We start from the raw sequence: 26,507 nt of genomic DNA on the forward strand, positions 1-26,507 counted from the left end.
GATTCCAGATTTTATAGTTAAGGAGGTATACTGTGTAACATAGGCAAAAAGCACCTTCCTCTCCCATTACGCTTACGAGGTTAGCTGTCGGACTCGGGAAGTGAGAGTATCCCTACTTAAAAAAGATTCGCCCCAAGTAGCATTGCTACAAAAATGGTTCCCCCGCTCCAAAATTTGGACTCAGCAAAAGGTATTATAAAGTAAAAGATAACATAAATAAACTAATGAGTCAAACTATTTTATGTTTTCTGTCTCTTTAGTTGTGTAAGAATCATACGATCGGTAATTGTTATATCGGTTACTTCAATGAAGCCGTGTTTTTTATATAATGCAATAGCAGGGGTATTCGCTTTACCTGTTTGTACAATATATGCCATGGAAGAAGGGAACATGTTAAATATATAACTTAAGAGTTTCGTTGCAATTCCTTTTTGAAAAAAATCAGGCGATACAACTAGTCGGTGAATATCAATTAGCTGTTCTTCTTGCATAAAAGAAATAAAGCCGACAAGTTTATTTTCAGAAAAATATCCATAGAATGTTTCACCGCAATTTTGAATATCGTTTACAGTATCATATAAACGGGGGATTGCAGTACTGTTTAAATAATCTGCTTCAACTTTATAAGATGGAATTTGAACTTGTAAAATGGATGATGCAACTTCAAAAGAAGTGGCATTTAACTTAAGAATCATAGATAGTGAAGCCTCCTTTGAATATGGTATATTAATATAATTAATTTTTGGGTAAGTTTGACAATGATTTTCTTTTTTGCATATAATATATGTATCTCCTTACATATATTACTCTTTCGTTTGTTTCTATAGTAGAATATGGTTAGTGTAAATGAATTTGTAATCTTATATAAGAGTTTTGCTACTCTTGTATTTGAGCATACAGACTATAATAGAAATGGAGGACTAAAGATGGGATGGATTATCACATTAATAGTTGGTGCTATTATAGGTGCAATTGCTAGTTCTATAACAGGTAAAAATTTCCCAGGCGGTATGTTCGGAAATATTATCGCAGGTTTATTAGGTGCTTCGTTAGGTGGTAGATTATTTGGATCTTTTGGGCCATCATTTGGTGGAATTCATGTCGTGCCAGCATTATTAGGAGCAATCGTATTAATTCTTATTGTATCATTTGTAGTGAAAGCTGCAAGGAAATAAAGATATAGATAATGATGAAAAGCCCTGAGTAAGGGCTTTTCATCATTCAAAGAGGTGGTTTCATTGGAAAAAGTAAATATAAGAAAAAGAGACAAGTTAAAAAAGTTTTTTAGGGAACAAAATTATTTAGCAGTGTTACTTGGATTTGCATTATTGTTCATTAACATATTATTGCTAACAAAAATTTCTTTCGTTTTTACTCCGTTTATCGTCTTTTTAAAAACAATATTCTTCCCGGTATTATTAGCCGGAGTGCTATTTTATATCTTGCACCCATTCGTTTCACTTTTAGAAAAGAAAGGTGTTTCAAGAATCGTATCGATAGCCTCGATATATTTAATAGTACTAGGATTATTTGTGTTTTTAGTTGTAACGGTTATCCCTATTATTAAAGATCAAATTGATGCATTAATAGATAACTTACCGTATTTCGGTCATGAAATCGAACGAGCAGCACGTAGATTTGGGGAAAGTAATTTACTTGGTAAAATTCAGGAGAATTTAAATATTGATGTAGCGAATATAGTAAAAGACTATACAGTTGATTTTACAAAGTCATTATCATCAGTGACTGGAAATGTAACTGGATTTTTAAGTACACTTACAGAAGTTGTTTTAACCTTTGTCATGGTTCCGTTTATATTGTTCTATCTATTAAAAGATGGTGAACAATTACCGAATCACTTTTTGAAGTTTATTTCAGAGCAAAGACAACCGGCAGCAATGAGAATACTAGATGATATGCATTATGCGATTAGTTCGTATATAAGAGGGCAAATTATCGTTAGCTTGTTTATCGGTATCATGCTATTAATTGGCTATCTTATTATTGGTATTAAATATGCGGTATTACTTGCTATTTTAGCGATGATTGTAAATATCGTTCCGTACGTAGGTCCAGTTATTGCAATAACTCCAGCGTTAATTATCGCATTTATTGACTCGCCAGGAATGGTTTTAAAGGTAATTATCGTTATGATGGTTGTGCAATTAGCAGAAGGTAAGTTTATCTCCCCGCAAGTAATGGGGAAAAAGCTAGATATCCATCCAATTACAATAATCTTTATCATTTTAACTGCCGGTAACTTATTCGGTATTATGGGGATAGTTTTAGCAATTCCAGGATATGCGATATTAAAAGTGTTAGTTACACATGGTTATAGATTTGTAAAATTGAATACGTAAAAAAAGAGCTAAAACAGAGAAAACTGTTTTAGCTCTTTTTTATTAATAATTGATTTGCGTATTGGCGTGCCCATTGATCAGCTTCTAATATAGCATCGAGTGAAGGATCTTTTACGTTATGATGAGCTTCAACTGTATTGTAAATTGTTTTTTCGATATCGAAAAATGCAATTTCATTTTTAAGAAATAGTGCATTTGCAATTTCGTTCGCTGCATTTAATACGGCTGGAGTTGTACCGCCAATTTTGCCACATTCAAATGCGTATTGTAGACAGGGGAACTTCTCTAAATTTGGTTTTTCAAAATGCAAACTACCAATTTCTAATAAATTTAATTTTTCATAGGATGAAGGTAGTCGAGTAGGGTAGTGAAACGCATATTGAATCGGCATTCTCATATCAGGAGCACCGAGTTGTGCCATGACTGATCCATCAATAAATTCCACTAAAGAGTGAATGATACTTTCTTTATGAATCATAACATCAATTTTTTCATAAGGAATATCGAACAGCCATTTAGCTTCCATCACTTCAAACCCTTTATTCATTAACGTGGCAGAATCTATCGTTAGTTTTGCTCCCATTAACCAGTTTGGGTGTTTTAAAGCATCCTTCGCTTGTAATGTTTTCATTTCTTCACGTGTTTTATCACGAAAAGCGCCGCCAGAAGCTGTGACAATTAACTTCTCAATCTCTTTATTATTTTCTCCGTTTAAACATTGGAAAATAGCTGAATGCTCACTATCGACTGGAATTAGGCGGCATCCGTTTTGTTTCGCTAGTCCAGTTACGATATGACCAGCGGCAACTAAAGTTTCTTTGTTAGCGATGGCGATATCTTTCTTCGCCTTTAATGCTTCAATTGTTGGGAGTAAACCTGAAACACCGACAACTGAACTTAATACAAGATTTGTATCAGGATGGGTAGATACTTCATTTAAACCATCAGTTCCATATGTAATTTTTGTATTTGTTGAAATACGAGAACGTAATGTGTCCGCTAATTCTTTTGTCGCTACGCTTACAATACGAGGCTGAAACGATTCAATTTGTTTTTCGAGAAGATCGATATTATAATTTGCGGTTAAACCGACGATTTTAAAATGTTCAGGATGAGCGGAAACGACATCTAATGCAGATGTGCCAATGGATCCTGTTGAACCTAAAATGGATATATATTTTACCATGAAAAAACCTCCAAAGTTGTTTCGATTACTTCTGCAAACCTATATATTATTAGACAATTAAGGTGGAAATTCCTGCTATATAAAACAGAAAATTAGGGTTTAATTGGAAAGGGAATGTGATAAACTGTAAAAAACGAAAAAGCAATGAAAGAGAAGAGTACATGTTCAAAACTTTTCAGAGAGCTGATATGTGGTGGAAATCAGTAAGGGATGAATATGGAATGGGCTCTGGAGCTTCTAACTGAAATGAGTAGGTAAAGACGGTTACTTCACGTTATCGAAGTATGAAGTGAGCTAATGATAGCTAATAAAGGTGGTACCGCGGGAGTCTCTCGTCCTTTTTAAGGATGAGAGACTCTTTTTGTTTTTTATTTTGAGAAAGGAGGAGTTAGTATGAGCGAAAAAATAATGTTAACAGGAATTAAACCAACAGGTTATCCGCATTTAGGAAATTATATTGGTGCAATTAAACCTGCATTGCAAATGTCAAAAAATAATGAAGGAAAAGCATTGTACTTTATAGCTGATTATCATGCGTTAAATGCAGTGCATGATCCAGAGAAGTTCAGTAGTTATACAAAAGAGGTAGCAGCTACATGGTTATCACTCGGACTTGGAGAAGATGTTATTTTCTATCGACAAACAGAAGTGCCAGAGATTTTGGAATTAGCTTGGATATTAGCTTGTCTAACTCCGAAAGGGCTTATGAATCGCGCCCATGCATATAAAGCGAAGGTAGAGCAAAATAAAGAAGCGGGATTAGAAATTGATGCAGGTGTGAATATGGGGTTATATACGTACCCGATTTTAATGGCGGCTGATATATTATTATTTCAAGCTACTCATGTACCTGTTGGAAAAGATCAAATTCAGCATATTGAAATTGCTCGTGATATTGCGACGTATTTTAATCATACATTTGGCATGACATTTACGCTTCCAGAGTATGAAGTGCAAGAAGAAGGGGCAATTTTACCTGGTCTTGATGGAAGAAAAATGAGTAAAAGTTATGGGAATGTTATCCCGTTATTTGCAGAGCGAGAAAAACTACGAAAGCTTATTTTAAAAATAAAAACAGATTCTTCACTTCCAAATGAACCGAAAGAACTAGAAACGTTATTTACAATCTATAAAGAATTTGCGACAAAAGATGAAATTCAGTCAATTCGTGAAAAATATGAAACTGGAATCGGATGGGGTGATGTAAAAAAAGAGTTATTTCGCGTTGTAGATCGTGAGTTAGCAGGACCTCGGGAAAAATACGCAACGTATATGAATGAACCGCATTTACTATATGAAGCGTTAGAAAAAGGTGCTGAGAGGGCAGGGGCTATTGCGAAGGTGAATTTGGTGGAAATTAAAAAACGGATTGGATTTGAGAGGGAACGCTGAGCGTTCTCTTGTTTTTTCTATATGAATTTTAATTATTTATTCGTTATATCTACATGCAAAATGAGGAATTCGCATCGTCTTTCTAAATTTATTAATTGCACATTTTAAAAAGTATGTTAATATAGGGGTACTTATTAAAGGTGTTTAATAAGTGTGATTAAAGTCACTTATTAAAGAGGTTTAATAAGTAGGACTCATTTGATTACAAAGGAGATGATTCTATGAAAACGGAAAAAGAAAAGATGTTGGCGGGAGAAATGTATATTGCGGATGACGAAGAATTAGTGGCTGATAGGGTGGAGGCAAAACGTTTAACACGCCTTTATAACGAGGCAATGGAGACAGGAGATGAACAACGTTTTACGTTATTAAATCAGCTTTTAGGTTCTTCAGCTGATGGGAAAACCCACATTAATCCTGATTTTCGTTGTGATTACGGTTACAATATCCATGTTGGAAAGAGCTTTTTCGCAAATTTTAATTGTGTGATTTTAGATGTTTGTGAAGTTCGAATCGGTGATAATTGTATGTTTGCACCTGGTGTTCACATTTACACTGCTACGCATCCGTTGCATCCAGTAGAACGGAATTCTGGCAAAGAATATGGGAAACCTGTAAAGATTGGTAACAATGTTTGGGTTGGCGGGGGAACTATAATTAACCCTGGTATTTCAATTGGAGACAATGCTGTAATTGCTTCAGGAGCAGTTGTGACAAAAGATGTACCTAGTAATGTAGTTGTTGGTGGTAACCCAGCCAAAGTTATGAAAATGATAGACTTATAGAAATCGTTTTTCACGGATGCTTGAATAAACTGGTGTCGTATCGTATAGACAATGTGAAAGGTGTTTCATATGAAGAAAAATAGTGCGGGCAATCATACAAAGACATTACTTGCCTATCGAAACGCTCTTTTTCTCTTATTTGCTTTGCCAGGTGTCGCGTTTGCTACATGGATTTCTAGAACAGCAGCGGCGCGAGATATTTTAGCAGTTTCAAATGCAGAAATGGGCTGGATTTTGTTCGGTTTATCTGTCGGTTCAATAATTGGTTTACTGAGTGCAAGTCATTTTATTGACTGTAAGGGAGCTAGAGACGTTATTATAGGCAGTATGTTTTTAATAATTGTTGGATTACTTTGTTTAGGTATTAATATTTATTTTGTTTCTAGCATAGGGACTTTTGGTAGCTTGCTAGTATTTGGAGTAGGATATGGGTTGGCAGAAGTCTCATTGAATGTAGAAGGCTCTTCAATAGAGCAGAAATTAGGAATGACACTTCTACCGAAATTCCACGGTTTTTTTAGCGTAGGAACTTTAGTAGGCGCGCTCAGTGGCACTGTCGCCGCCTCGCTTCACATCCCAATCCTGTATCAGTTTCTTGCGATTTCGGCCGTGTTTTTATTACTTGTATGTATGGTGTATCGTTATCTTCCGCACGGAACAGGAAAGAAAGAGAAATCGCAGAACAAAAAGCGAGCGAAGCGTACTTCCTTACGTATGGAAAAGAAGGTGCTTTTAATTGGTCTTTTTGTGTTTGGAATGGCATTTGCAGAAGGAAGTGCAAATGATTGGCTGCCTATCGTGATGGTAGATGGACATCAGCAAAGTGTAGTGACAGGTTCTATTATGTACACAATTTTTGTATTGGCAATGACGTTAGCTCGTATGTGTAGTAGTTATTTCCTTGATCGATTCGGTCGTGTCGCTGTCGTACGTGCTACTATTATGGTGGCGATTATAGGAATTTTAATCGTAATATTTGGGAGTAACTCGTATTTCCTAGCAGTTGGTGTAGTGCTGTGGGGGATTGGTGCGGCGTTAGGTTTCCCAATTGGTCTTTCTGCTGCTGGAGATGATCGTGAAAATGCGACTTCTAATGTTGCTGCAGTTTCTATCATCGGTTATACAGCTTTTTTAGTCGGACCGCCATTTTTAGGTATACTAGGGGAATCATTCGGAATACGTAATGCCTTGCTAGCTGTTTTATTATTTGTTCTCTTATCTGGAATTGTATCGTCTGTTACGAGAGAGAATAAATCGAGCTAAACAAGGAGTGCATGCAGTGGAAATATATCATCTCTATTGCTTTAGAAAATGATGTGTGATATATTGTCAACGCAACTTATTAAAAGTGTTTAATAAGTATGTTGATTAAGGTGGTGAGCGATTTGAGTGAACAATTTGTTACTCAAAAATCGATTAAAGAGACGATCCTTCGCGGCATTCGTACAGCTCTTCTAGAGCGAGGTAGTGCAACGAAAGTTGAACTTAGTAATACATTAGAAATCAGTTTTCCAACGATAAGTAAATTTATAGAAAATATGAAACAAGACGGTGAAGTCACTTTAGTCGGTTTAGATGATTCAAGTGGTGGAAGAAGAGCGAAACGATATGCTTATAATCCGGAATATATGTTAGGTTTAGCGATATTTTTAGAAAAAAATGAGACAAACTATACGATTTTTAACTGTTTAGGGGAAGTAAAAGAAAAAGGAAGTACTTCAAGTGTATTAATTGATACTGGCGTAAACCTATTATCTAAACATATTGAAAGTCTTATCGCTACATTCCCGAAAATAAGCTCTATATCAATTGGTGTGCCCGGTTCGGTAGATAATGGTCGTATTTTTTATATACCTGGTTATGAAAAGTTCCAAAATTTTAATTTAAAAAGTCATTTGGAGAATCTGTTCTCTATACCTGTAGTAATAGAGAACGATATGAATGCCGCAGTGCTTGGTTATTATAAAAACACTGGAAACCATGACAATTCCTCTCTTGTATATTTGTATTCAGGTCAAAATGGTCCAGGTGCGGGTATTATGATAAATGGGGATGTAGTCCGAGGAAGTACATTTTTCTCGGGAGAGATATCTTTCGTTCCGCAGTATGATAATAAAAATTTCTTACAAGCTTTGAGAAGTGGAGATGAAGTGAGAGATTCGAATAATCCAGAGGAATATAATATAGATGCTATTACTCGATTAATTTCTACATGTATAGCTATTATTAATCCACATGCGTTTATTTTCTGTGATGATGAAGTGAATCAATTTGTAATAGATCAAATTGTAAAAAGTTGTCCACAGTACATTCCGGCGGAACATATTCCGAAAATAACAGTAAGCGATTGGAAAGAAGATTATTTATATGGATTAAAAAGCCTTGGACTTGATCTTATGATTACAAGAACAAGCAAAGAAAATTAAATATCAAATTGTTGGTTGAATACCATAAAAAGAAAAGGTGTCGATTATGAGAATTGAACATGTAGCAATTTGGGTGAATGATATAGAAGGCATGCGTGATTTCTATAAACAGTACTTCAATGGTGAAGCGAATGTATTGTATCACAATCCGAAAAAAAAGTTTGAATCTCACTTTATAACTTTTGAAGGTGGTGCGCGTCTAGAACTTATGAGACAGGTAGGGATAGACGATGTAATAAAAAAACAAACAGTAGGATATGCGCATATGGCATTTTCTGTAGGTAGCAAAGAAAAAGTGGACCAATTAACGGATAGGTTAAGAGAAGCAGGATATACTCTGTTAAATGGCCCACGCACTACAGGAGATGGTTATTATGAAAGTGTAGTAAGTGATCCTGAAGGAAATCAGATCGAGATAACAATCTAACATTTTATTTACTAATAACGAATAAAAAATATAAAACTTTGTTGTTCCCCAAAATGTTTAAGAGAAAGCTATTATTTCTTCAGAAAGGGGGACATAACATTGAGTGAGTCAATTTTTATTTTCTGTATATATCCATTGCTTATTTGTATGTTTTCAATAGCTGTGACATATAAAATAGGTACATTTTACGTGATGCCAATGGTAACATTTCTTATTTTTCTTATGTTCAATGTTACATTGTACGATCCATCATTTTTCTTTTGGGTGGGCATGTATACTGTTTTTTCATTCATTATTTCTTATATAACTATTTTATTTGTAAAGGGATATAAAGCTGTAGAAAAAGAACGTTAAATCATCTAATTATTTTTTGGGGAAATAGGGATTTACGGTGAACGATAACAACCTCATTTCACGTTGTAATGACGAGAAATGAGGTTGTTATATTTTTATATAAAATATAAGGTACTTATTTTGTAATGTTTTTTAATTAGAGTGCTGAAACTCTTTAATAATCCGCTCAATGACTGGATGAAGAGTAATAGGCAACCTATCAAGCGGAAAAAAGCGTAATTCTTTTGACTCAGCTTGATCACATACAAGTTCACCGTGGAATTCTCGGCAAATATAAACAACGAGTACACCGTGTACTTGATCGCCGTTTGGATAGATTTGAAAAAAATCTGTTCCTGAGTATGTACGGAACAGTTCTGGATTTTTAATGATAAGCCCAGTTTCTTCAAATACTTCTCGTTTTAAAGCATCTTCTAACGTCTCATTATATTCTAAGGCACCACCAATAATACCCCAGCGGTTAAAGTCTGTTCGGAGCTGTAGTAATACTTCATTTTTCTCATTTAATATAATGGCGTGTGAGCCTATTAATATAAGTGGATGATTTCCTACTAGATTTCTTACGTCTTCAATATAACCCATAATTTTTCTCCTTGTATTTAATAATAGTTTGGGAGTTCTTTTAACATTTTTTCTGTTTTACGTGCTGTATAGGCTAAGTTATGATCATCTTTTGTTCTAAAAAATAATGTACGTAAAAAGGTTTTAATGTTGGCACATAAAATACAATACTCATTAAGCGAAAGGCGTTTTCTAATTTGAGGAAGCCTTTTTATTTTTTTATAAATAATTGAAATTAACTCATCTTGCTGGAAGTCATGATACAGCATGGATATTAATGGCGTAACAATACGCTCATCTTCGTTATTATGAAAAATATCAGATGGAATGAAGATTTTATTTAATAAACAATGAATGAGCTCTTCATACCACTCAAAAGTCGTATGTGAATTATGAACAATTTCAGTGAAAGCATCAGATACGTGGGCGATACAATGAGCCCATCCTTTATTTTCGATATATCCTCGAAAATCCATTTCTAAGTTTGTATATGTAATGAGTTTATTTTTTATCTCTTCAATATCCTCTTCTGTAAAAAAGTAGTGAGAGTTAGCGAATTGAAGTATTAACGCAATTAAAGAAACAGTGTAAGAACGTGTGAAAACCCCATCTGTATGTGGGGAGTAAATGTCACAATATAAATACTCATCACTTAAACATGTTTGCAACAGTAATTTCAGCTGATCGTCCATAAGGAATTCATGATGAATGAAATGCGCAAAACATTTATATATAAGTTGGTAACGAACGTAACTATCAGTCGTTCCGATGTACTGAAGCATGTTCAAAGTTAACTCATTTACATTTATATGATGCAGTTGCGTATAGTCATTTTGTTGTATAAGCTCTAACTGTTGTTGCAATGCTGTAATATCCAATGGAGAACCTCCTCCGCACTTTAAAGATGCGATCTTTTCTAGTATTCTATATATTCAAGGACAATCCTGCTCATGCAAGGAGAACCATTAGAAATTCGAGTATGACATAGATGAGGGAAGAATATGACGACAATAGAACAGTTAGAAAAACATTTTAAAATAAGAAGAAGTGCTTCTTCTATCATGATAAAAGAAAATAATGCAGAGGCTTTTACAGAAGAGCAATTAAAAGAGATCATGCAATATTGCGTTGCTGAGGCTGAAAAAGAGGGGGTAGAAAAATTACATTTTGAGATCTCTTCAAAAAGTCCAAATTATGATGTGTATAAGAAATGTTTTGAAACGTATTCATTTGAATATGTTACTGAAAACATGATTGTATTTAAGGATATATATGAAGTAGAAGATGTAGAAAGTGAAATTGATTTTAAGCTGATTGAAGAAGTAGGAGAGGATACTTTTTATTCTTTTTGGAACGAAATGACGGAAGAACAAGTCGACTATAATCAATTTGTACATATGATGGAACAAGAAATTGGTGAGCAATGGAAAGAACATTGTTTAACAGCAGTTGCAAGCGAAGAGCCAATAGGAATTGTAATCCCGCATATTGAGAAAGGTACGTTAGAAGAAGGGAAACTTATGTATTTCGTAATGGCTCCAAATATGCGAAATAAAGGGTACGAAGCAGCATTCTTTACAGGTGCAATGTTTGTCTTAAAGGAAATAGGTGCATCTTATTATATTGGCGAGACAAATGTACAAAATGAGTGGATGAAGGATGTTTTTGGGAAGAATGGATGTCAGCTGCTTAGTTCTACTGAGCGATATGTGAGGAAGTTTTAGGAGGATGAAAGATGTAGTGATAGGGGGTTATGCAGAACAAGGTGTTGTACTTATAGAGCCTCAACAAAAAGTGAAAAAGGGGGACCGATTGGGATAAATAACTTTAAGTAGGGAATTTAAAAAATCCCCCTAGTGTAGTTTTGGAATAAAGTCATATTATTTATAAAAAAGTTGCAAGGTTGTTCCCCTTTGTATACAGGGGACAACTGATATACGTGAAAAACTAAATCGTAGTCATACATTGTTTACCAACTAATAATCTTTGAGGATAGTGGAAACATAAATGTTCGTTTTTGTTACATCGTAATCTGATAATGGGTGTTTTTTGACATATGAAAGATGAATTAAATTATAAAGTTTGTGAAGCATGTGAATTCCTTCAATTTGTCATAAAGGGATATATGGAAGGTTATAATCCTTATCAGTAGAAACTAAAAAAGATGGCTCTGGTAGAATACCAAAACCATCTCTTAAGTACTTAATTTTTTATGATTTTTTTATTAAACTGTCTATCTTATAAAGTACAGTTCATAATTCATTAGCCGTTCCATTATTTACTTGTATATTTTTGAACAGATGCTAGTTCACTATCAATGAAAGTAAAAATACGTTCAATATTTTCTTTCGTTTCAAACATCACCGAACCATGAATAGCATTAGGGAAGATTTCAACCTTTGCATAATCTTTTCCTAATAAGTTATTGACTTTCAAAGCAAAATCAATTGATTGTTGCATCGGTATAATATCATCTCCACTCCCATGTTGTAACAGTATTTTTGGCATATTTTTATGAATGTAACTAATAGGATTTGCTTGTTCAACTTGTTTTGTTAATTGATTGATTGGTCCACCAACAAATTGTGCTCCTGTACTACCTTCTGTATGATATGGAAATTCATTGCGCTTACTAATTGGAAAAGCGTCTTCATATTCATCGCTACGATCTACCACTTCATATAACCCGTTATCTCTGAGTATACTATTTACTTGTAGATCATACTCCAAACGAGAAAAATCAGAAACTGGATACCAAGCAACTACTGCTGAAACATCAGTTTGAATATCAATATTAGGGTCTTTTTCATTATCAAATAAATTTTCATTCTCAAAAACCGCTGTCATAAGGGCCATATATCCACCTGCTGAACCACCCCAAGTTATTATTCTATTCGAATCTAAATTAAATTTCGCAGCGTTCTTTTTAATAAAACGAATAGCCATTTTCACATCTTTTACTGGTTCTGGAAAAATCGCTTCGCCTATTAATCTATAATTAATAGAAACAACTGCATATCCTCTATTTAAACCTTCTAACATCGGATCAATCATATCTTGTTGTCTTTTATCACAAGCTACAAATCCTCCGCCATGTATAGAAAGAATTACAGGAAATGGATCATCTCCTTTTTCAGGTAACCAAATATCTAATTTTTGTGCTTCTGATTCAGCCCCATAAGAAATATCAAAATAACCGCTTCTATTTTCAGTACTTAGAATAGGACCATTTTTTCTCCACTGTCTATTTGTCATTTTTTATTCTTCTCCTTAGTCATTTTCTTTAAAAGAAAGAGTATTTTTATTTATATAATATAAACCTAATCCTATCGTGATTAGCACAACATAGATTAAAAGAATATTGCTATACAACGGTGCACTCGATGTTTCAAATCCAAATAAATTTGTTTTGTGTAAAAAACCTACCGATAATAAATTTCCAGTAATAGCAATCCAGATAGTAGAAGCGATCGATATGCTTAGATTAAAGAAACCTAACCCAGTTCCCACTTTTTCTATTGGAAGGGCACTAACAACAATTTTCATAAATGGTGTATATAATAGGCCCATCGCTCCCGAAAATAAACAAATCACAAGGGCTAGTACCGTTATATTAGTATCGATCAAAACTGCTCCAATTAATAAAGAGGCTCCCATTAGACCGATTGCAATCATTAGCGTTTTAGGTACTCCTAATTGAATCGTTATTTTTCCACTTATACCCCCAATTATGGTCCCGACTACAAATGAAGGAAGCATAATTAATGAAACTGTACCAAGATTCACTTGATAAATACTTTGAGCTAAAAAACCAAATACAAAAGAAAAAGCTGCTTGGGAACCGAAAGTTAAGAATACAAGTAAAATTGCCAACAAATATTTTTTATTTTGAAAGAAATCAATTGTAATAAATGCATTCTTGTTTTTCATGATATAAAAAACAAACAATACTATACTAAACAGCGACAATAAAAGTAGTATTATATTTAAGTTATTAAAGTACAAGGTTAATAAAATTGTAATTAAACTTATTAAACTTATACCAGCTATATCTAATTTTCGTTCAGTTTTCTTTGAGTCCTCTGGTAAATTTTTAAGCAAAGACGGAACTAAAATCAAAGTTATGAGCGGTAATAGAAACAAAAACCTCCAACTAACATATGTCGAGAGAAAACCACCACATAAAACTCCTAGGGCCATTGATGCTTGTACACACGCTGTATTATAACCATAATATTTCACCTGAGTTCTCTCATCCAAGTATTTTGTAGCTATTATGATCAATAATGCTGAAGCACTAGTTCCACCAAAAGTTTGTAAAGCTCTTGAAATTACAACCATAATAAATGAATGACTAAAAGCAAACCCTAGTACACTACCAATACACAAGATAAGTACACCAAAAATAATTAACTTCCTAATACTAATAGGGTCTGACAAGGTTGCGTATATCATTGATGCAACCCCCATCACTAGCATAGCAATTGATACTTGGATGCTAATTGTAGATTCTGGTAAATTAAAATCTATTGCTAGTTGAGGCGAGATAATCATAAATGCTTGAATTAATGTTGCTGAAGATAAAAAAATCACCATAATCATTGGCATTACTTTTTTTACGTTTCCACTATGTTGCATTATTCTTACCCCTTTCACAAATCAAAAAGTTTGTACGTTTTAAATTCCTGTCTTAAAATGTATCCGTTTTCAAAAAAGAGATAGAACTACTAGTTTTTCTAATTCTCTTAATCACCTTCTTTTGTAAGAGTTTTTATACCATTAAGTATAGTGGTATATGTTGTGGTATAATTTATTTCACTTGAATTATATTTTAATACAAAAAATTAATCAACAACAATTTTAAAACATTCACAACATTTTTCAGCTTGTTACGCTTTAAATACTCGATTTAAAACAATAGTAACCATATTTCACTATTCCAAGTTCAGACAAGAATTGCGATTAATTTATAACACGATATAATATTTATAGGGAGTGTTGTTAATGACAGGTGAAAATAAAAAAAAATTACCTCTTTATGTAGAGATTTATGATAAATTACTAAAACTAATTAATGAGGGAGTCTATCCGATTGGAAGTAAGCTGCCTACTGAAGCACAACTATCTAAGATGATGAATGTGAGTAGAATGACCTTAAGACAGGCACTGAGCTTATTACAAGAGGACGGTTATATCGAAACGATACATGGACAAGGAAATTTTATAAAACAAAATGTAGATATAAAAAGTATTGGATTAGAAAAAATAGATAATATTGTTTTTCAATGCTGTACAGAAGCTATTGATGATATTGATGCTTATTTTCAAGTTGATTTTGCAGATGATTTTGATTATATTAAAAAAATTTTCAATCGCGATGTAGCAGTGATTATTGGATTTAACAGATGGTACAAATGTAAAAATAGAATAGTGGCACTTGCTTTTACCATATTTCCAAGTGAAACAGCTTCTAATTACCAAATGAATCTTAACGATCAACAAAGCCTACTAAAAATACTTGAAGAAGATATTTATAAGTTAGTACATTCATCAACAATAGAAATAAAATTCACAAAATTGGTTCCTTCTTCTTCGGACTATGAACTTCATTCAAATAATAATTTATTCGTGTTATTAGTTGAAAGTATGTATGACTTAATGGGAAATGTGGTAGTTCAAAATAAGTTTTATATTCCAACCGAATATAGTTCGATTAAAATTAATCGAATAAACAAATAAAATGCTTATGTGAGGTTGAAAATTTTATTATTCATCAGTCAGATGTATGTAATAAAATTTCAATTAAGTGATGAAACTACCGACGAAAGAGGAAGAGAAACTTAATATAAAACAAATAATGTTTTGTACAACATCCGATATTTAGGTTACAGCCGATAAATATGGATTTGGCGAAAACGATATTACATACACCATTTTACTTATTAAGTTTTTAAGCGAAAAGGTGAAATAGGCGATATAGGAAGATGTCGGGAGTGGAATGCTCCAGAAGACGTATCCTATGTAAATTTGCCAATTCATAAAAAGCTAAGTTGGACGCTTGAATCGGTTGGTTTCGGAAATTACGAAACGCAGTATGTATACTGGAACGAAGATAATCAACTATATGCACTTTGGGTTTGTAGACATAAAAACAAAGTGTACTATCCTGTTTCTTCATGGAAAATGAATTATTACCTTAAACAGATAATAAATGGGTTAGAGTTTTATTCGCATCCAGATCGCGGAACAGTTATATATATGAAGGTTTAGGTAATGAACAAATCGCATACGTATTTCGAGGGAATCCGTGTATAAATTATGAACAAATAAAAGAACTTTTTGCGTGTTTGTAAGATAAAAAGAAAAATCGAAACGACAAAGTATGTTTTCCTATAATACAATAGAGAAGGATTAGACTATACGAAGAAAGCGTTGGTGAAAGAATGGAGCAGCAAGAAAATTGGCTACAAGCAACTGTAGAACGAAATGAAGATAATATGTTACATATAAAGTGGGAAAATAATATAGAAGAAGTACGCATTTATTGGAGTACTTCACCAGATTATATTGAAGAAAATGGAGAATTACTTGTAACTGCAAACGGGGAATCATCATGCACTATTGAAAACCCGAGTGAAAATGAACGCCCATATTTTAGACTAGTAGGAAATAATGGACAAGCAGTGACAGTAGCTGAGCGTAGATTGCCACTACAAGGAGCGTTTAACTTCCGTGATATGGGAGGATATGAAACGACTGAAGGCCGTAAAGTAAAATGGGGCAAATTGTACCGTTCTGAAGAATTAGCGGGACTAACAGAGTGGGATATTGCGTATTTACAGAAATCTGGATTAAAGTTAATCTGTGATTATCGTACAGACTTTGAAGTGAAGCATAAGCCAAATCCAGAGATTACAGGTGCTCGTCAAGTATGCTTACCAGTTATGCAAGACTTGGCGAAAGACTTAAATATAAATGAGTTTTTCCAAGTTGGTGACCTTTCTCTGTTGGGGAAACCAGGTGAATATCTTGTGAAAATGAACCAAGATTTTGTAAGTGGTAACGAGGCGTTCGTGAGCTTCTTACAACTTGCACAAAATCCGGAAAACTTACCATTAGTAAACCACTGTACAGCTGGAAAAGACCGTACTGGATTTGGATCAGCATTATTACTACTTCTATTAGGTGTGCCAGAAAAAACAGTAATGGAAGATTATTTACTAAGTAACGGTTTCCGTGAAAAATTAAATGAAAAAATGATGGCCTTTTTAGGTGCAAAACTACAAAACGATGAGAGTAGAGCGATATTAGGTGCAATGTTTGAAGCACGCGCCGAATATTTACAAGCTGCGATTGATGGAATCCATAAGCAATACGGATCAGTTGAAGTATACGCTGAAAAAGCTCTTGGCTTTACGAAAGAGTCGTTAGAGGAAATGAAAGTATTATTGTTAGAAGAAAAATAAGAAGAAGGGAGGCTGATTTGGATTAGCCTCCTTTTATTATTGTTGCTATAATTTTGTTTATGAGGATGTTGTGCACCGAGGAGAAAATGGATGAAAAGAACTTACGAATCGGGGGATAAAATGATCCATACACGTTTAAAAGCAGAGGAGTTAAGGGAAAGTTTAACAACAATATTAAGTCAAGAATATAAGGAATTAGCTGTGCAGGATTTAAAGGTGATTGGAACGGGAGTGCAAAATATTGTTTTTCGCGGAGATTCAGGAAAGGGACCTTTAGCATTTCGAGTGCCGTGGGAAAGAAAAGTAGAAAATATAAATGAAGATTTATTTAATAGTCGGATTTCGTTGCAAAAGGAAGCAGAGCTTTCTAAGTATTGTCATTCAAAAAGTATTCCAGTACCAAGTATACACAGATTGCATCTTTCTACCGAACTTGATTTTTTAATATCGGATTATGTGGCTACGGATCATATGCCAATTTCGGCATACGAAATAGGGAAGTTAGTCAGCAAGCTTCATAGTATGCCAATTGAAGGTTTACATTACGAGCAGAATATTAAAGAGCCAATTAGTAAGTATATAGCGGAACGCATTGTGAAACGAGTAGAAGGTTTTAATACAATTACGAATTGTGGTATTAAACTTCCAGATGCACAAACAATTGAACATATTCTTAGTACAGCTAATCATGTAAAGTGTTTATTACATATGGACATTCGACCAGCCAATTTAATTGGGTATAATGGAGAAGTTAAAGCAATAGTTGATTGGGATAACGCTTTAATTGGTCATCCGTTATTGGAGCTTATGAGAATAGCTGAAACAAATGAGGTTAGTTGGGATGAATTTAAAGATGGATATAAGAATGATAGTATCTTTAATGCTACCCCTCATATTGTTAATTTATTTTATAGACTAGATACAGCGGTCATGCTAGCAAACTTATTTATAGCACATTTGAAAATAAAGGATAAAGGTGTATTCTATAAAGAGCGAGTCAAAGCACTTTATAATGAAATATATAAAAGTTTATAATGAAGCTATGAAAATGAAGTTTTGAAAATAGGAATTGAGGAGAACATCATGAAATACAAAGTTATATTATTCGACGTAGACGATACATTATTAGATTTCCCTGAAACGGAAAGAAACGCATTACATAACGCGTTTGTACAGTTCGGCATGCCTACAGGGTATAATGATTATCTTGCAAGTTATAAAGAGATTAGTAATGGGTTATGGAGAGATTTAGAGAATAAAATGATTACGCTAAGTGAATTAGCGGTAGATCGATTTAGACAATTATTTGCACTTCATCATATAGAAGTAGATGCGCAGCAATTTAGTGATGTATACCTTGAAAACTTAGGGAAAGAAGTACATCTTATTGAAGGTGCAGTGCAATTATGTGAAAATCTACAAGATTGCAAGCTAGGTATTATTACGAATGGATATACGAAGGTGCAACAATCGAGAATTGGAAATTCGCCTTTACGTAACTTCTTTGAACATATTATTATTTCTGAAGAAGTGGGGCATCAAAAACCAGCACGTGAGATTTTTGATTATGCGTTTGAAAAGTTTGGGATTACGGATAAATCAAGTGTACTAATGGTTGGAGATTCGCTAACTTCTGATATGAAAGGCGGAGAAGATTACGGCATTGATACGTGTTGGTATAATCCGAGTTTGAAAGAAAATATGACGGGTGTTAAGCCGACTTATGAAGTGGAGAGTCTGCTACAAATTTTAGAAATTGGGGAAGTGGCGGAAGAAAAGGTAGCTTCATTTTAATTGTGCTGATATTTGTCGAAAAATCGATATATTGAAAAAATCGTTGATATATTGTAAGTTGTGATAGATATATTAGAAAAATCGTTGATATATTGTAAGTTGCGATAGATATATTGAAAAAATCGTTGATATATTGTAAGTTACGATAGATATATTAGAAAAATCGCTCATATAAGTTCATATACTAAGATATAGAATAAAAAATAGCGCTACTATACAAGGTCATTCACGTGTTATAATGCGTGAATTAAATATACGTATATAAATAGTTTCTCAGAGTAATGCGATGTCATGTATGATTAGTGTAACAACTAGAGGTGAATAAAGGATGTTAACGTTTTTATTTGAGTTAGACAAAAGTCTCCCGCAGAAGGATGAGTCACGGTATGATGCTTATTCAAAGGGCTTTATCGAAGGAGATGTAACGATTTGCGCGAGTGAAAGAGTACTTTTTCAAAAGTCATGCATGAAGGTTGCAGAGCTCGGCATTTATTTAGGACAGTGGATGGAACAAGTTCAATACGGGCAGAACGTACATATGAATTATGAAACGGCTGACCGTGATGAGATAATTCTTGGTTTTTCCTATGAAGAGGAAAATCAGTGGAGAATTTATTCCAGTTGGCAACAATTTGAACTTCAGGAACGTATATCTACTACAGCATTAATAGAGAGCGTTGGGCGTTATTTATATGAGCTAAATAAGGAACTGCGTGCGATAGAATATCCTGTGACGTTTGATCAGTACTTAAGAGGAGAGCGAATGATGCAGCTTTCTTACAAACGACCGTGTGATAGTAAAGCGGATACGATATCAATAGAAGTTTATAATGAAAGCAAACAAGTAGGCGTAGTACGGGGCTACTATAAAAATACGTTGATGAGAGTACTAGACTTCATTCCAAAAATCGGTAGTAATATCATTTATGAAATAAAGGATAGTAAGGATAATATTCGCGTCATTGCAAAGGATGTAAGTAGGCAGCGCCAAAGAAAGATTTTAGTAACGTACAAAGATAATAATGATGCAGAGCATGAAATACTTGTATGTGACGGAAAGTTATTAGACGCAAATTTCTTATTTACCTTTACATATAAGAGAGAAGAATATGTTGTTCACAAAACTTCAATTGGGCTTGGAAAGTTATTACGAAAGGGCTATGTAATCGCAGATTGGAATATTCGTCTTGAGGAAGATATGTATTACATCGAGATGAATGTGTATGATGATGATTATATAGAGGATCAATACTTACTGTTAGGCGTATTTCATGCAGTTTTATATGGATAATCAATGAGAAATACCGTCATTCTTTTTGGAAAGAATGATGGTATTTTTTTTTGTGATTCTGGTGACAGGATGCCTTTAATCAATCCTCAAAAATAAAAATCTCATCAATCTTACTATGAAGTGCTCTCGCTATATCGTGAGCAAGTTGTAAGGAAGGATTGTACTTTCCTTTTTCAAGATGGCTAATTGTTTCACGGCGTACACCAACGCTCTTTGCTAAATCTTCTTGTGTCATATGTAGCTTGGCGCGGTATTCTTTTATTTTCGTTACGAACGCCATGGTACATCTTCCATTTCATCAACTGGTTTATCGTAAAAGAACATAGAGAAACCGAACGTAAGAATAAGTGTAGCGAAAATAACAGCAATATCAATCTCTTGTAAAGTAGGGTTTGGAAATAACATTTCAATAAACAGAATGATAGTGGTAGTTAGTAATGTAACGATAAATGCATTGCGGCACGATTTATTGACAATTTGTTCAAACAGTTCATCGTGTTGAACCGTTCTATACGATGTGAAGAAGGAGAAGAAACAGAACATAGTAAAAAATCCTTTTTCATAAAAAAATCCGAGAAAACCGAAGAAACCGAGAAATCCTAAATATTTAATCCAAGTTGTTTTCATAAATATATCCTCCTTATCATGTTAGAAATAAATCACATTATGTTATAAATATATCACGTATAGAAATGTATGGTAATAATAGTTTTCCAATTCTTTTCATAATAATAGTAAAAAGAGGAAATATACTGCGAAATAAAGAGGATAATATTGTAAAATGATTGTAAGGAAGGGGAGGAAGGAATGCTAACTTGGATCATGATTGTTGTATTACTTGTAGTGATTACTGTAATTGCGACGGTGTTAATTGGGAGAAATGGTGATGCGAATTATAGTAAAGCGACAAAAGGAAATATTAAACGTCTTACGATGATTTATATTATATTAGCCGTCGTTTTAATTGTTGGATTAGGGGTGTACATTTATTTTAAAGGTTAAATAAACTGAAAAATGTAAAAATCTCAAAATAGAAGTATGCTATAATATCAATATAGTTATTTGGTAATTAAGGAAAGGATTGGATGTAATGATTGAAATTACGAATGTGTCAAAAAGTTATAATGGGTCTACCTATGCAGTAAAAGATTTAAGTTTATCTGTGCCTAGCGGAGAAATCTTTGGGTTTTTAGGACCGAATGGTGCTGGTAAATCAACGACAATTAAGATGGTTACTGGTATTCATGGGGTGGACAAAGGGACTATTACGATTAACGGCAAAAATATTATGGAAGAGCCGATGGAAGCGAAGAAGACGTTTGGTTATGTTCCTGATAGCCCAGATATGTTTTTACGATTAAAGGGAATTGAATATTTAAACTTTATGGCAGATATGTATGAAGTGCCGAAAGAAGTACGCCAAGAACGAATAGAGTCTTTAGCGAAGAAATTTGACCTTTATAATGCTTTATCTGATCAAATTCAAAGTTATTCACACGGTATGAGACAAAAGATTGTTATTATTGGTGTGCTCGTGCATGAGCCAGATGTATGGATTTTAGATGAACCGTTAACAGGGCTTGATCCGAAATCTGCCTATATTTTAAAAGAAATGATGAGAGAGCATGCGGATAAAGGAAAGATTGTATTTTTCTCTACACACGTATTAGAAGTAGCGGAAAAAATATGTGACCGGGTTGCTATTATTAATAAGGGGAATTTGCAGTTTAAAGGAAATTTAAATGAAATGAGAGATCATTTTAAATCCAATGAATCACTTGAAAAAATGTTCTTGGAGATGACGGGCAATGAGTAAAATTTGGACGTTAACGAAAGTATTATTGAAATTAAATTATGCAGATTTCATAACAGATAAGAAGAAGCGATGGGCATATGTATTTTCATTTGCAGCTATTTTATTTGTTGGTTTTTTAATATTTGGTTCGATGACGCACGGAATGTATGAAGGTATGAAACAATTAGGGCAAGACCCAGGAATGATTATCGCAATGGGACTTGCGATTGCGAGTATATGGGTATTTTTAATGAGTATTACGAACATTTTAACTGTATTTTACTACAGCAATGATATTGAAATGTTATTGCCGTTACCATTAAAACCAGCGCAAATTATTTCGGCAAAATTTTTAACGGTATTAATTACACAATACGTAATGAGTTCATTCATTTTATTACCCATCTTCATTACGTACGGTTTAAAAAGTGGCGCATTTATTACATATTACATATATATGATTTTTATTTACTTACTTTTCCCAATCGTGCCGTTAGTATTAGCTTCGTTACTGATGACAGTAATCATGAGGTATACAAATATAGCAAAAAATAAAGATCGAGGAAATATATTTATTGGAATCGTAAGTATACTATTTATTGTAGGAATTAACGTATTTATGCAGTGGAGAAATAAAAGTGCGTTTTCTGGAGACGGGGCTGCGGAATATCTTGTAAATAATCAATCTTCTCTTATAGTACAAATGACAAATTATTTTCCAACTACATATTTTGGAGCAGTGGCATTAGTAGAAAGTGCAAATTGGAAGGGACCTTTATATGTAATGATCTTTGCCCTTATTTCATTTGTCTTCTTTGTGTTGTTTTATTACATTGCAGAGCGTACATATTTAAAAGGGGTTATTGGACTTTCAACGAGTACAGCAAAAAAAGAGGTCATTTCAGCAGAAGGTTTACAGAAATCAACCGTACAAAGTTCACATTTGAAAGCGTATGTGAAAAAAGAATTTAAAACGTTATTCCGTACACCACAATTTTTCTTAAATTGTATCGTACAAACTTTCGTTATGCCGATTATGTTGTTCTTTATTTTATTTGTACAAGATGGGAATTTAAAGTTTATTACAGAGTATATTAACAATCCAGAGACAACGGGGTTTGCAATCGGTGTTGGTCTTTGTGCATCGTTATTTTTGATGGGTAGTAACGTCATTGCAACGACGTCATTTTCACGTGATGGAAGCTCATGGTTTGTGAATCGATATTTACCAGTAAAAGCTTCGGATATCTTTTTTGCGAAAGCGATCACTGCTTGGTTAATTAATGTGATTATTTTAGCAGTATTTGGTATTACGATGGCAGTTGTAGCTGGAATTTCTCCAGTCTTCATGATACTGTGGTTTTTACTAAGTGCGAACGGGTTGTTATTAATTAATTTAATTGGAACACGCTGGGACGCACAAACTGCAGATATTCATTGGGATACAGAGCAGAAATTATTTAAAAGTCGATATACAACTTTGTGGAATTTTTTAGCTAATATTTTAATAGCTTTAATTATTGTAGCCGGAGTAAGTGTATTATACTTCTTCCTTCAAGTCGGACCTTGGGTTATGTTTATCGTTTTATTTGCAATGTTTACGATTGTAAATTATATCTTTATTAAAATTTTAAAATTAGGTGCAGAACGTATATTGTCAAATATTAATTAAGAAGGTAGATCCTCTGTATTCGTGCAGGGGATTTATCCATAGATGGAGGAGAAAAGGTGAAGAAAATAGCAATTGTAACAGGGGCAACTCGTCTGAATGGAATTGGTGCAGCTGTATGCAAGGTGCTTGCTCAAAAAGGGATAGACATTTTTTTCACATACTGGTCTCAGTATGATAAAGCGATGCCATGGGGAATGAATGATCAAGAGCCCTTTTTGTTGAAGAAGGAGATTGAAAGTTACGGTGTTCGATGTGAAATGGCAGAAATCAATTTATCACAGTCTTATTCACCAAATCGTTTGTTTTATATGGTATCAGAACGATTAGGTGATCCATCTATTTTAATTAATAATGCAGCGTATGCTACTCATACAAGAATTGAGGAATTAAATGTAGAACAGTTAGATAAACATTATACAGTGAATGTTCGGGCAACTATGTTATTAAGTTCATTATTTATAAAACATTATGCATACAAGAAGAGTGGAAGTATTATTAATCTTACTTCAGGGCAGTCATTAGATCCAATGCCAGATGAACTAGCATATGTGGCAACGAAAGGAGCAATTGAAGCATTTACAAAATCAGTAGCACCAGTTGCGATGGAGAAGGGGATTACCGTTAATGCCGTTGATCCAGGACCGACGAATACGGGGTGGATTACAGAGGAATTAGAACATTATTTAGTATGGAAATTCCCGCAAGGTAGAGTTGGAGAATCATTGGATGCTGCGCGCCTAATATCTTTTTTAGTAAGTGAAGAAGCGAAGTGGATTACTGGGCAAGTCATTCATTCGAATGGTGGTTTCTCATAAAAATATTATGTTAACAATTATTGAGAAACAAAAAAATTAAGATATTTATATTTTTTTGTATAAATAAAATGTCAAGAAAGAGAAAAATTTGATAGGAGAGTATATTGTCATATGAGGATAGTAATTCTTGATGTGACAATATACTCTTTTTCTTTTACAGCAGAGAGGAAAAATGAAGTAGAAGAAACTCGAATATTCAAATCTGTTTATCAGTTTTTGTACGTATTATTATGAAGATTACTGTCGGAAAGATGGTGATTCGTATGAAAAGGGATTTTTTAAGGGGAAATAGAATCGTAAAGGGGAGGATAAATTAAGTAAACATAGGGGGATTTATATGAAAATGAAAAAGGTCGCTATCGCATCGATAACAATTGGTACAATGCTTACTATGGCAGCTTGTAGTCCATCAGCAGATAAAGAGGCAGAAAAGAAAGAGCAAGTAACAGCACAAAATGAAGGAGAAACAAAAACGACAAGTACAGATGAAGCGTCAAAAACAACGAAAGATACTGAAAAAGAAACAAATACTTCTTCAAATGAAAAAACAGATAAGGATGCAAAAAATACAAAAGAATCATCTGGAACAGAAAATAACGGCAAAACGACAAAAGAAAAAGAAACGACAGGAAAAACGAATGAGCAAACTACAAGTGGCAAAGCAACCGATCAAACTACTAGCGGGAAAACGACAGACCAAACGACAAGTGGAAAGACTACTAAAGATCCGAAGAAAAGTGTTGCTGTGAAAACGAACGTAAAAGAAGTCGTTACATTAATTGAAAGCTTAGACAAGCAATTAGCTGCTAACCCTAAATTAGAAACAGTGAATAAACTTGGAAAACAAATTAATGAGAAGTGGGATGTCATTGAAAAAGAGTTAGAAGCATCACATCCGACGGATTCTAAAACAATCGGTCAAAGTATGTATCCGTTAATTGTAGGCGCGGAAAAAGAAAAGATCGATATTACGAAAATGAAGTCGTTAACGTCGAAAACGAAAAAAGATTTAAATCAGTTATTGACGAAGTTATCGTAGTATGAAAAAGCCTACTTGTGTGAGTAGGCTTTTTACGTTGTTGTAATTGTATAAAGTGGGAACATATTTATTTTTTATTTTCAATTACAATACGAAATGAACCGTATGCTTGTTGACTGACATAATGATCTTCACTAACTTTATAAGGAAATGGGAATGCGACTAGTTGAAAATTACTTTCCTGTTCCACTGTAGGTAGTGTGAAAGTAAAAGTTTGTCTCGTTTCTGGTGCCACTGTAGTATAAGCGACGTTTTATTATGGAATAATTCAACTTGTTCCCAATCTTTAAAGGCCACGATTGCATAAGGTATTTCATCTTTTGTTTCATTTCCGTTCGATAGAGTTAATGTTTCACCTTCCTTTTCAGAAAATACCGTTTGTAATTTCTCTTCATTGCTCGTAACAAATAATGGCTCATAAAGACCATCTTTTAAAATAGTATTTGGCTGTATAGGGGTAGACTTTAATGTTTCACTTTCTTTATGAGGATGATGTATTGAATATCGCATACTTAAAATCTCTTCTAGTATAGACGCTTTGTGTAAGTCATTATCTTTTAACTTATATTCAGGTTTTTTAATAATTAAAAAGGCTAATTCGCTTGCGTTAGGAGAAGTGTGTAAAGAGATTTTCGTAGTAATCGAACTATTTGGTTTCATATCGAAAGAGTAGTGTGATAGTTCATTTACAGTATTTTCTATTTTGAAAGGTTTTTGTACGTAATCTTCTAGAACAATTAATCCATACTTTCGGTCTTCGTCAATATTATGTATAAAGGATAACGATACGTTAATTGTATTATTCTCACTAGTAATTTCACTACCGTTGTTAATATGTTGCCCTTGATTATCCTTCAAGCCGTATGAAATAGTATTGGTTTGTTTCTCTCTCTTATTTTCTTTGGAAGGTGTATAAGGTTGTATAATTGAAGCATGGAACAAAACATACATTGTAAGGAAAGAAATAAGTAAAAAACCGATAATGATATATATATTTTTCATAAATAACACCTCAATATATTTAAAATATAAGAGAAAAAAGATATGCAAGATGCATATCTTTTTTCTCAGGCTGTGGAGAAAGTCTTCTCCACAGCCTGTTTATGTGTCTGAACCTCTTTTTATGTGTCAACACTGATAAAAA

Annotated in this window: 27 protein-coding genes, 2 pseudogenes, 1 riboswitch and 1 other annotated feature; of the genes and pseudogenes, 20 read left to right on the forward strand and 9 right to left on the reverse strand. The window is 33.6% G+C overall.

The window, feature by feature from the left end; genetic code table 11:
- Positions 1–53: 53 nt before the first annotated feature.
- Positions 54–196: riboswitch (cyclic di-AMP (ydaO/yuaA leader) on the reverse strand.
- 43 nt (positions 197–239) lie between these two features.
- The gene (locus JDS98_RS21105) at positions 240–695 is read right to left on the reverse strand and encodes a GNAT family N-acetyltransferase (RefSeq protein ID WP_000601223.1); all 456 of its coding nucleotides are present in this window, start codon (positions 693–695) and stop codon (positions 240–242) included.
- Between the two features lie 231 nt (positions 696–926).
- Between JDS98_RS21105 and JDS98_RS21110 the strand changes: the two genes are divergently transcribed.
- Positions 927–1,175, forward strand: a complete 249-nt coding sequence (locus JDS98_RS21110; protein ID WP_000539733.1) for a GlsB/YeaQ/YmgE family stress response membrane protein — start codon at positions 927–929, stop codon at positions 1,173–1,175.
- Between the two features lie 63 nt (positions 1,176–1,238).
- Positions 1,239–2,360 (forward strand): AI-2E family transporter, encoded by a 1,122-nt coding sequence (locus tag JDS98_RS21115; RefSeq protein ID WP_000416922.1) that lies wholly within the window; start codon positions 1,239–1,241, stop codon positions 2,358–2,360.
- A 28-nt stretch (positions 2,361–2,388) separates the two neighbouring features.
- Here the strand turns inward: JDS98_RS21115 and JDS98_RS21120 are convergent, their stop codons facing one another.
- Positions 2,389–3,546 (reverse strand): 1-deoxy-D-xylulose-5-phosphate reductoisomerase, encoded by a 1,158-nt coding sequence (locus tag JDS98_RS21120; RefSeq protein WP_000241780.1) that lies wholly within the window; start codon positions 3,544–3,546, stop codon positions 2,389–2,391.
- A gap of 135 nt (positions 3,547–3,681) precedes the next feature.
- Positions 3,682–3,889: a binding site (T-box leader), on the forward strand.
- A gap of 50 nt (positions 3,890–3,939) precedes the next feature.
- Between JDS98_RS21120 and JDS98_RS21125 the strand changes: the two genes are divergently transcribed.
- From JDS98_RS21125 to JDS98_RS21150, 6 genes are all read left to right on the forward strand, one after another.
- Positions 3,940–4,938, forward strand: a complete 999-nt coding sequence (locus JDS98_RS21125) for a tryptophan--tRNA ligase (protein WP_097959661.1) — start codon at positions 3,940–3,942, stop codon at positions 4,936–4,938.
- Positions 4,939–5,159: 221 nt separating this feature from the next.
- On the forward strand, positions 5,160–5,723 hold the full coding sequence (locus JDS98_RS21130; protein WP_199634293.1) for a maltose acetyltransferase domain-containing protein: 564 nt from the start codon (positions 5,160–5,162) through the stop codon (positions 5,721–5,723).
- Between the two features lie 69 nt (positions 5,724–5,792).
- Entirely contained in the window at positions 5,793–6,986 is a 1,194-nt protein-coding gene (locus tag JDS98_RS21135) for an MFS transporter (RefSeq protein WP_097959662.1), read from the forward strand.
- Between the two features lie 122 nt (positions 6,987–7,108).
- Entirely contained in the window at positions 7,109–8,149 is a 1,041-nt protein-coding gene (locus JDS98_RS21140; RefSeq protein WP_016108816.1) for an ROK family transcriptional regulator, read from the forward strand.
- 46 nt (positions 8,150–8,195) lie between these two features.
- A complete protein-coding gene (locus JDS98_RS21145) occupies positions 8,196–8,576 on the forward strand; it encodes a VOC family protein (RefSeq protein ID WP_199634294.1) in 381 nt (126 codons plus the stop codon).
- A gap of 99 nt (positions 8,577–8,675) precedes the next feature.
- Complete coding sequence (locus JDS98_RS21150; protein WP_000004286.1) at positions 8,676–8,930, forward strand: YbeF family protein; 255 nt, start codon at positions 8,676–8,678, stop codon at positions 8,928–8,930.
- 132 nt (positions 8,931–9,062) lie between these two features.
- Here JDS98_RS21150 and JDS98_RS21155 read toward each other — a convergent pair whose 3' ends face one another.
- A complete protein-coding gene (locus tag JDS98_RS21155; protein WP_097959664.1) occupies positions 9,063–9,512 on the reverse strand; it encodes an NUDIX hydrolase in 450 nt (149 codons plus the stop codon).
- 17 nt (positions 9,513–9,529) lie between these two features.
- Positions 9,530–10,369: a DUF2785 domain-containing protein gene (locus tag JDS98_RS21160; protein ID WP_000355436.1), complete on the reverse strand. Its 840-nt coding sequence runs from the start codon at positions 10,367–10,369 to the stop codon at positions 9,530–9,532.
- A 123-nt stretch (positions 10,370–10,492) separates the two neighbouring features.
- On the opposite strand from JDS98_RS21160, the gene JDS98_RS21165 reads away from it, so the two are divergent.
- A complete protein-coding gene (locus JDS98_RS21165; RefSeq protein ID WP_070173518.1) occupies positions 10,493–11,215 on the forward strand; it encodes an N-acetyltransferase in 723 nt (240 codons plus the stop codon).
- Positions 11,216–11,765: 550 nt separating this feature from the next.
- On the opposite strand, the gene JDS98_RS21170 is transcribed toward JDS98_RS21165, so the two are convergent.
- Together JDS98_RS21170 and JDS98_RS21175 are read right to left on the reverse strand one after the other, a co-directional pair.
- Complete coding sequence (locus JDS98_RS21170) at positions 11,766–12,746, reverse strand: alpha/beta hydrolase (protein ID WP_199634295.1); 981 nt, start codon at positions 12,744–12,746, stop codon at positions 11,766–11,768.
- 15 nt (positions 12,747–12,761) lie between these two features.
- On the reverse strand, positions 12,762–14,129 hold the full coding sequence (locus JDS98_RS21175) for an MFS transporter (protein WP_199634296.1): 1,368 nt from the start codon (positions 14,127–14,129) through the stop codon (positions 12,762–12,764).
- A gap of 366 nt (positions 14,130–14,495) precedes the next feature.
- Here JDS98_RS21175 and JDS98_RS21180 point away from each other — a divergent pair, with 366 nt between their 5' ends.
- From JDS98_RS21180 to JDS98_RS21205, 6 genes and pseudogenes are all read left to right on the forward strand, one after another.
- Positions 14,496–15,230 (forward strand): GntR family transcriptional regulator, encoded by a 735-nt coding sequence (locus tag JDS98_RS21180; RefSeq protein ID WP_098912585.1) that lies wholly within the window; start codon positions 14,496–14,498, stop codon positions 15,228–15,230.
- Positions 15,231–15,367: 137 nt separating this feature from the next.
- A pseudogene (locus tag JDS98_RS21185) lies at positions 15,368–15,844 on the forward strand (hypothetical protein); the annotation flags it as partial.
- 90 nt (positions 15,845–15,934) lie between these two features.
- Positions 15,935–16,957, forward strand: coding sequence for a tyrosine-protein phosphatase (locus tag JDS98_RS21190; protein ID WP_097959667.1), 1,023 nt, complete (start codon positions 15,935–15,937; stop codon positions 16,955–16,957).
- Positions 16,958–17,047: 90 nt separating this feature from the next.
- On the forward strand, positions 17,048–17,992 hold the full coding sequence (locus JDS98_RS21195; RefSeq protein WP_199634297.1) for a phosphotransferase family protein: 945 nt from the start codon (positions 17,048–17,050) through the stop codon (positions 17,990–17,992).
- A gap of 48 nt (positions 17,993–18,040) precedes the next feature.
- Entirely contained in the window at positions 18,041–18,751 is a 711-nt protein-coding gene (locus JDS98_RS21200; protein WP_000875936.1) for a YjjG family noncanonical pyrimidine nucleotidase, read from the forward strand.
- Between the two features lie 328 nt (positions 18,752–19,079).
- On the forward strand, positions 19,080–20,042 hold the full coding sequence (locus JDS98_RS21205) for a tubby C-terminal domain-like protein (RefSeq protein WP_097860863.1): 963 nt from the start codon (positions 19,080–19,082) through the stop codon (positions 20,040–20,042).
- Positions 20,043–20,121: 79 nt separating this feature from the next.
- Here JDS98_RS21205 and JDS98_RS21210 read toward each other — a convergent pair whose 3' ends face one another.
- Both JDS98_RS21210 and JDS98_RS21215 read right to left on the reverse strand, forming a co-directional pair.
- Complete coding sequence (locus tag JDS98_RS21210) at positions 20,122–20,322, reverse strand: helix-turn-helix transcriptional regulator (RefSeq protein WP_000896289.1); 201 nt, start codon at positions 20,320–20,322, stop codon at positions 20,122–20,124.
- Positions 20,310–20,669, reverse strand: a complete 360-nt coding sequence (locus tag JDS98_RS21215) for a DUF3796 domain-containing protein (protein ID WP_087970369.1) — start codon at positions 20,667–20,669, stop codon at positions 20,310–20,312. The genes JDS98_RS21210 and JDS98_RS21215 overlap by 13 nt, the downstream gene beginning before the upstream one ends.
- A gap of 180 nt (positions 20,670–20,849) precedes the next feature.
- Between JDS98_RS21215 and JDS98_RS21220 the strand changes: the two genes are divergently transcribed.
- The 5 genes from JDS98_RS21220 (at position 20,850) to JDS98_RS21240 (ending at position 25,363) form a co-directional block, all read left to right on the forward strand.
- Complete coding sequence (locus tag JDS98_RS21220; RefSeq protein WP_000958861.1) at positions 20,850–21,044, forward strand: hypothetical protein; 195 nt, start codon at positions 20,850–20,852, stop codon at positions 21,042–21,044.
- An 88-nt stretch (positions 21,045–21,132) separates the two neighbouring features.
- A complete protein-coding gene (locus JDS98_RS21225; RefSeq protein WP_199634298.1) occupies positions 21,133–21,858 on the forward strand; it encodes an ABC transporter ATP-binding protein in 726 nt (241 codons plus the stop codon).
- Positions 21,851–23,509 carry a putative ABC transporter permease subunit gene (locus JDS98_RS21230; protein WP_199634299.1) on the forward strand — a complete coding sequence of 553 codons (1,659 nt, stop codon included), beginning with the start codon at positions 21,851–21,853 and terminating at the stop codon, positions 23,507–23,509. The genes JDS98_RS21225 and JDS98_RS21230 overlap by 8 nt, the downstream gene beginning before the upstream one ends.
- 56 nt (positions 23,510–23,565) lie before the next feature.
- Complete coding sequence (locus JDS98_RS21235) at positions 23,566–24,324, forward strand: SDR family oxidoreductase (RefSeq protein WP_000716978.1); 759 nt, start codon at positions 23,566–23,568, stop codon at positions 24,322–24,324.
- Between the two features lie 337 nt (positions 24,325–24,661).
- Complete coding sequence (locus tag JDS98_RS21240) at positions 24,662–25,363, forward strand: hypothetical protein (protein WP_000782530.1); 702 nt, start codon at positions 24,662–24,664, stop codon at positions 25,361–25,363.
- Between the two features lie 67 nt (positions 25,364–25,430).
- Here JDS98_RS21240 and JDS98_RS21245 read toward each other — a convergent pair.
- A pseudogene (locus tag JDS98_RS21245) lies at positions 25,431–26,365 on the reverse strand (hypothetical protein).
- Positions 26,366–26,507: the final 142 nt, after the last annotated feature.

Source organism: Bacillus cereus group sp. N11, assembly GCF_016483605.1.
GTDB classification, from domain to species: Bacteria; Bacillota; Bacilli; order Bacillales; family Bacillaceae_G; genus Bacillus_A; species Bacillus_A toyonensis.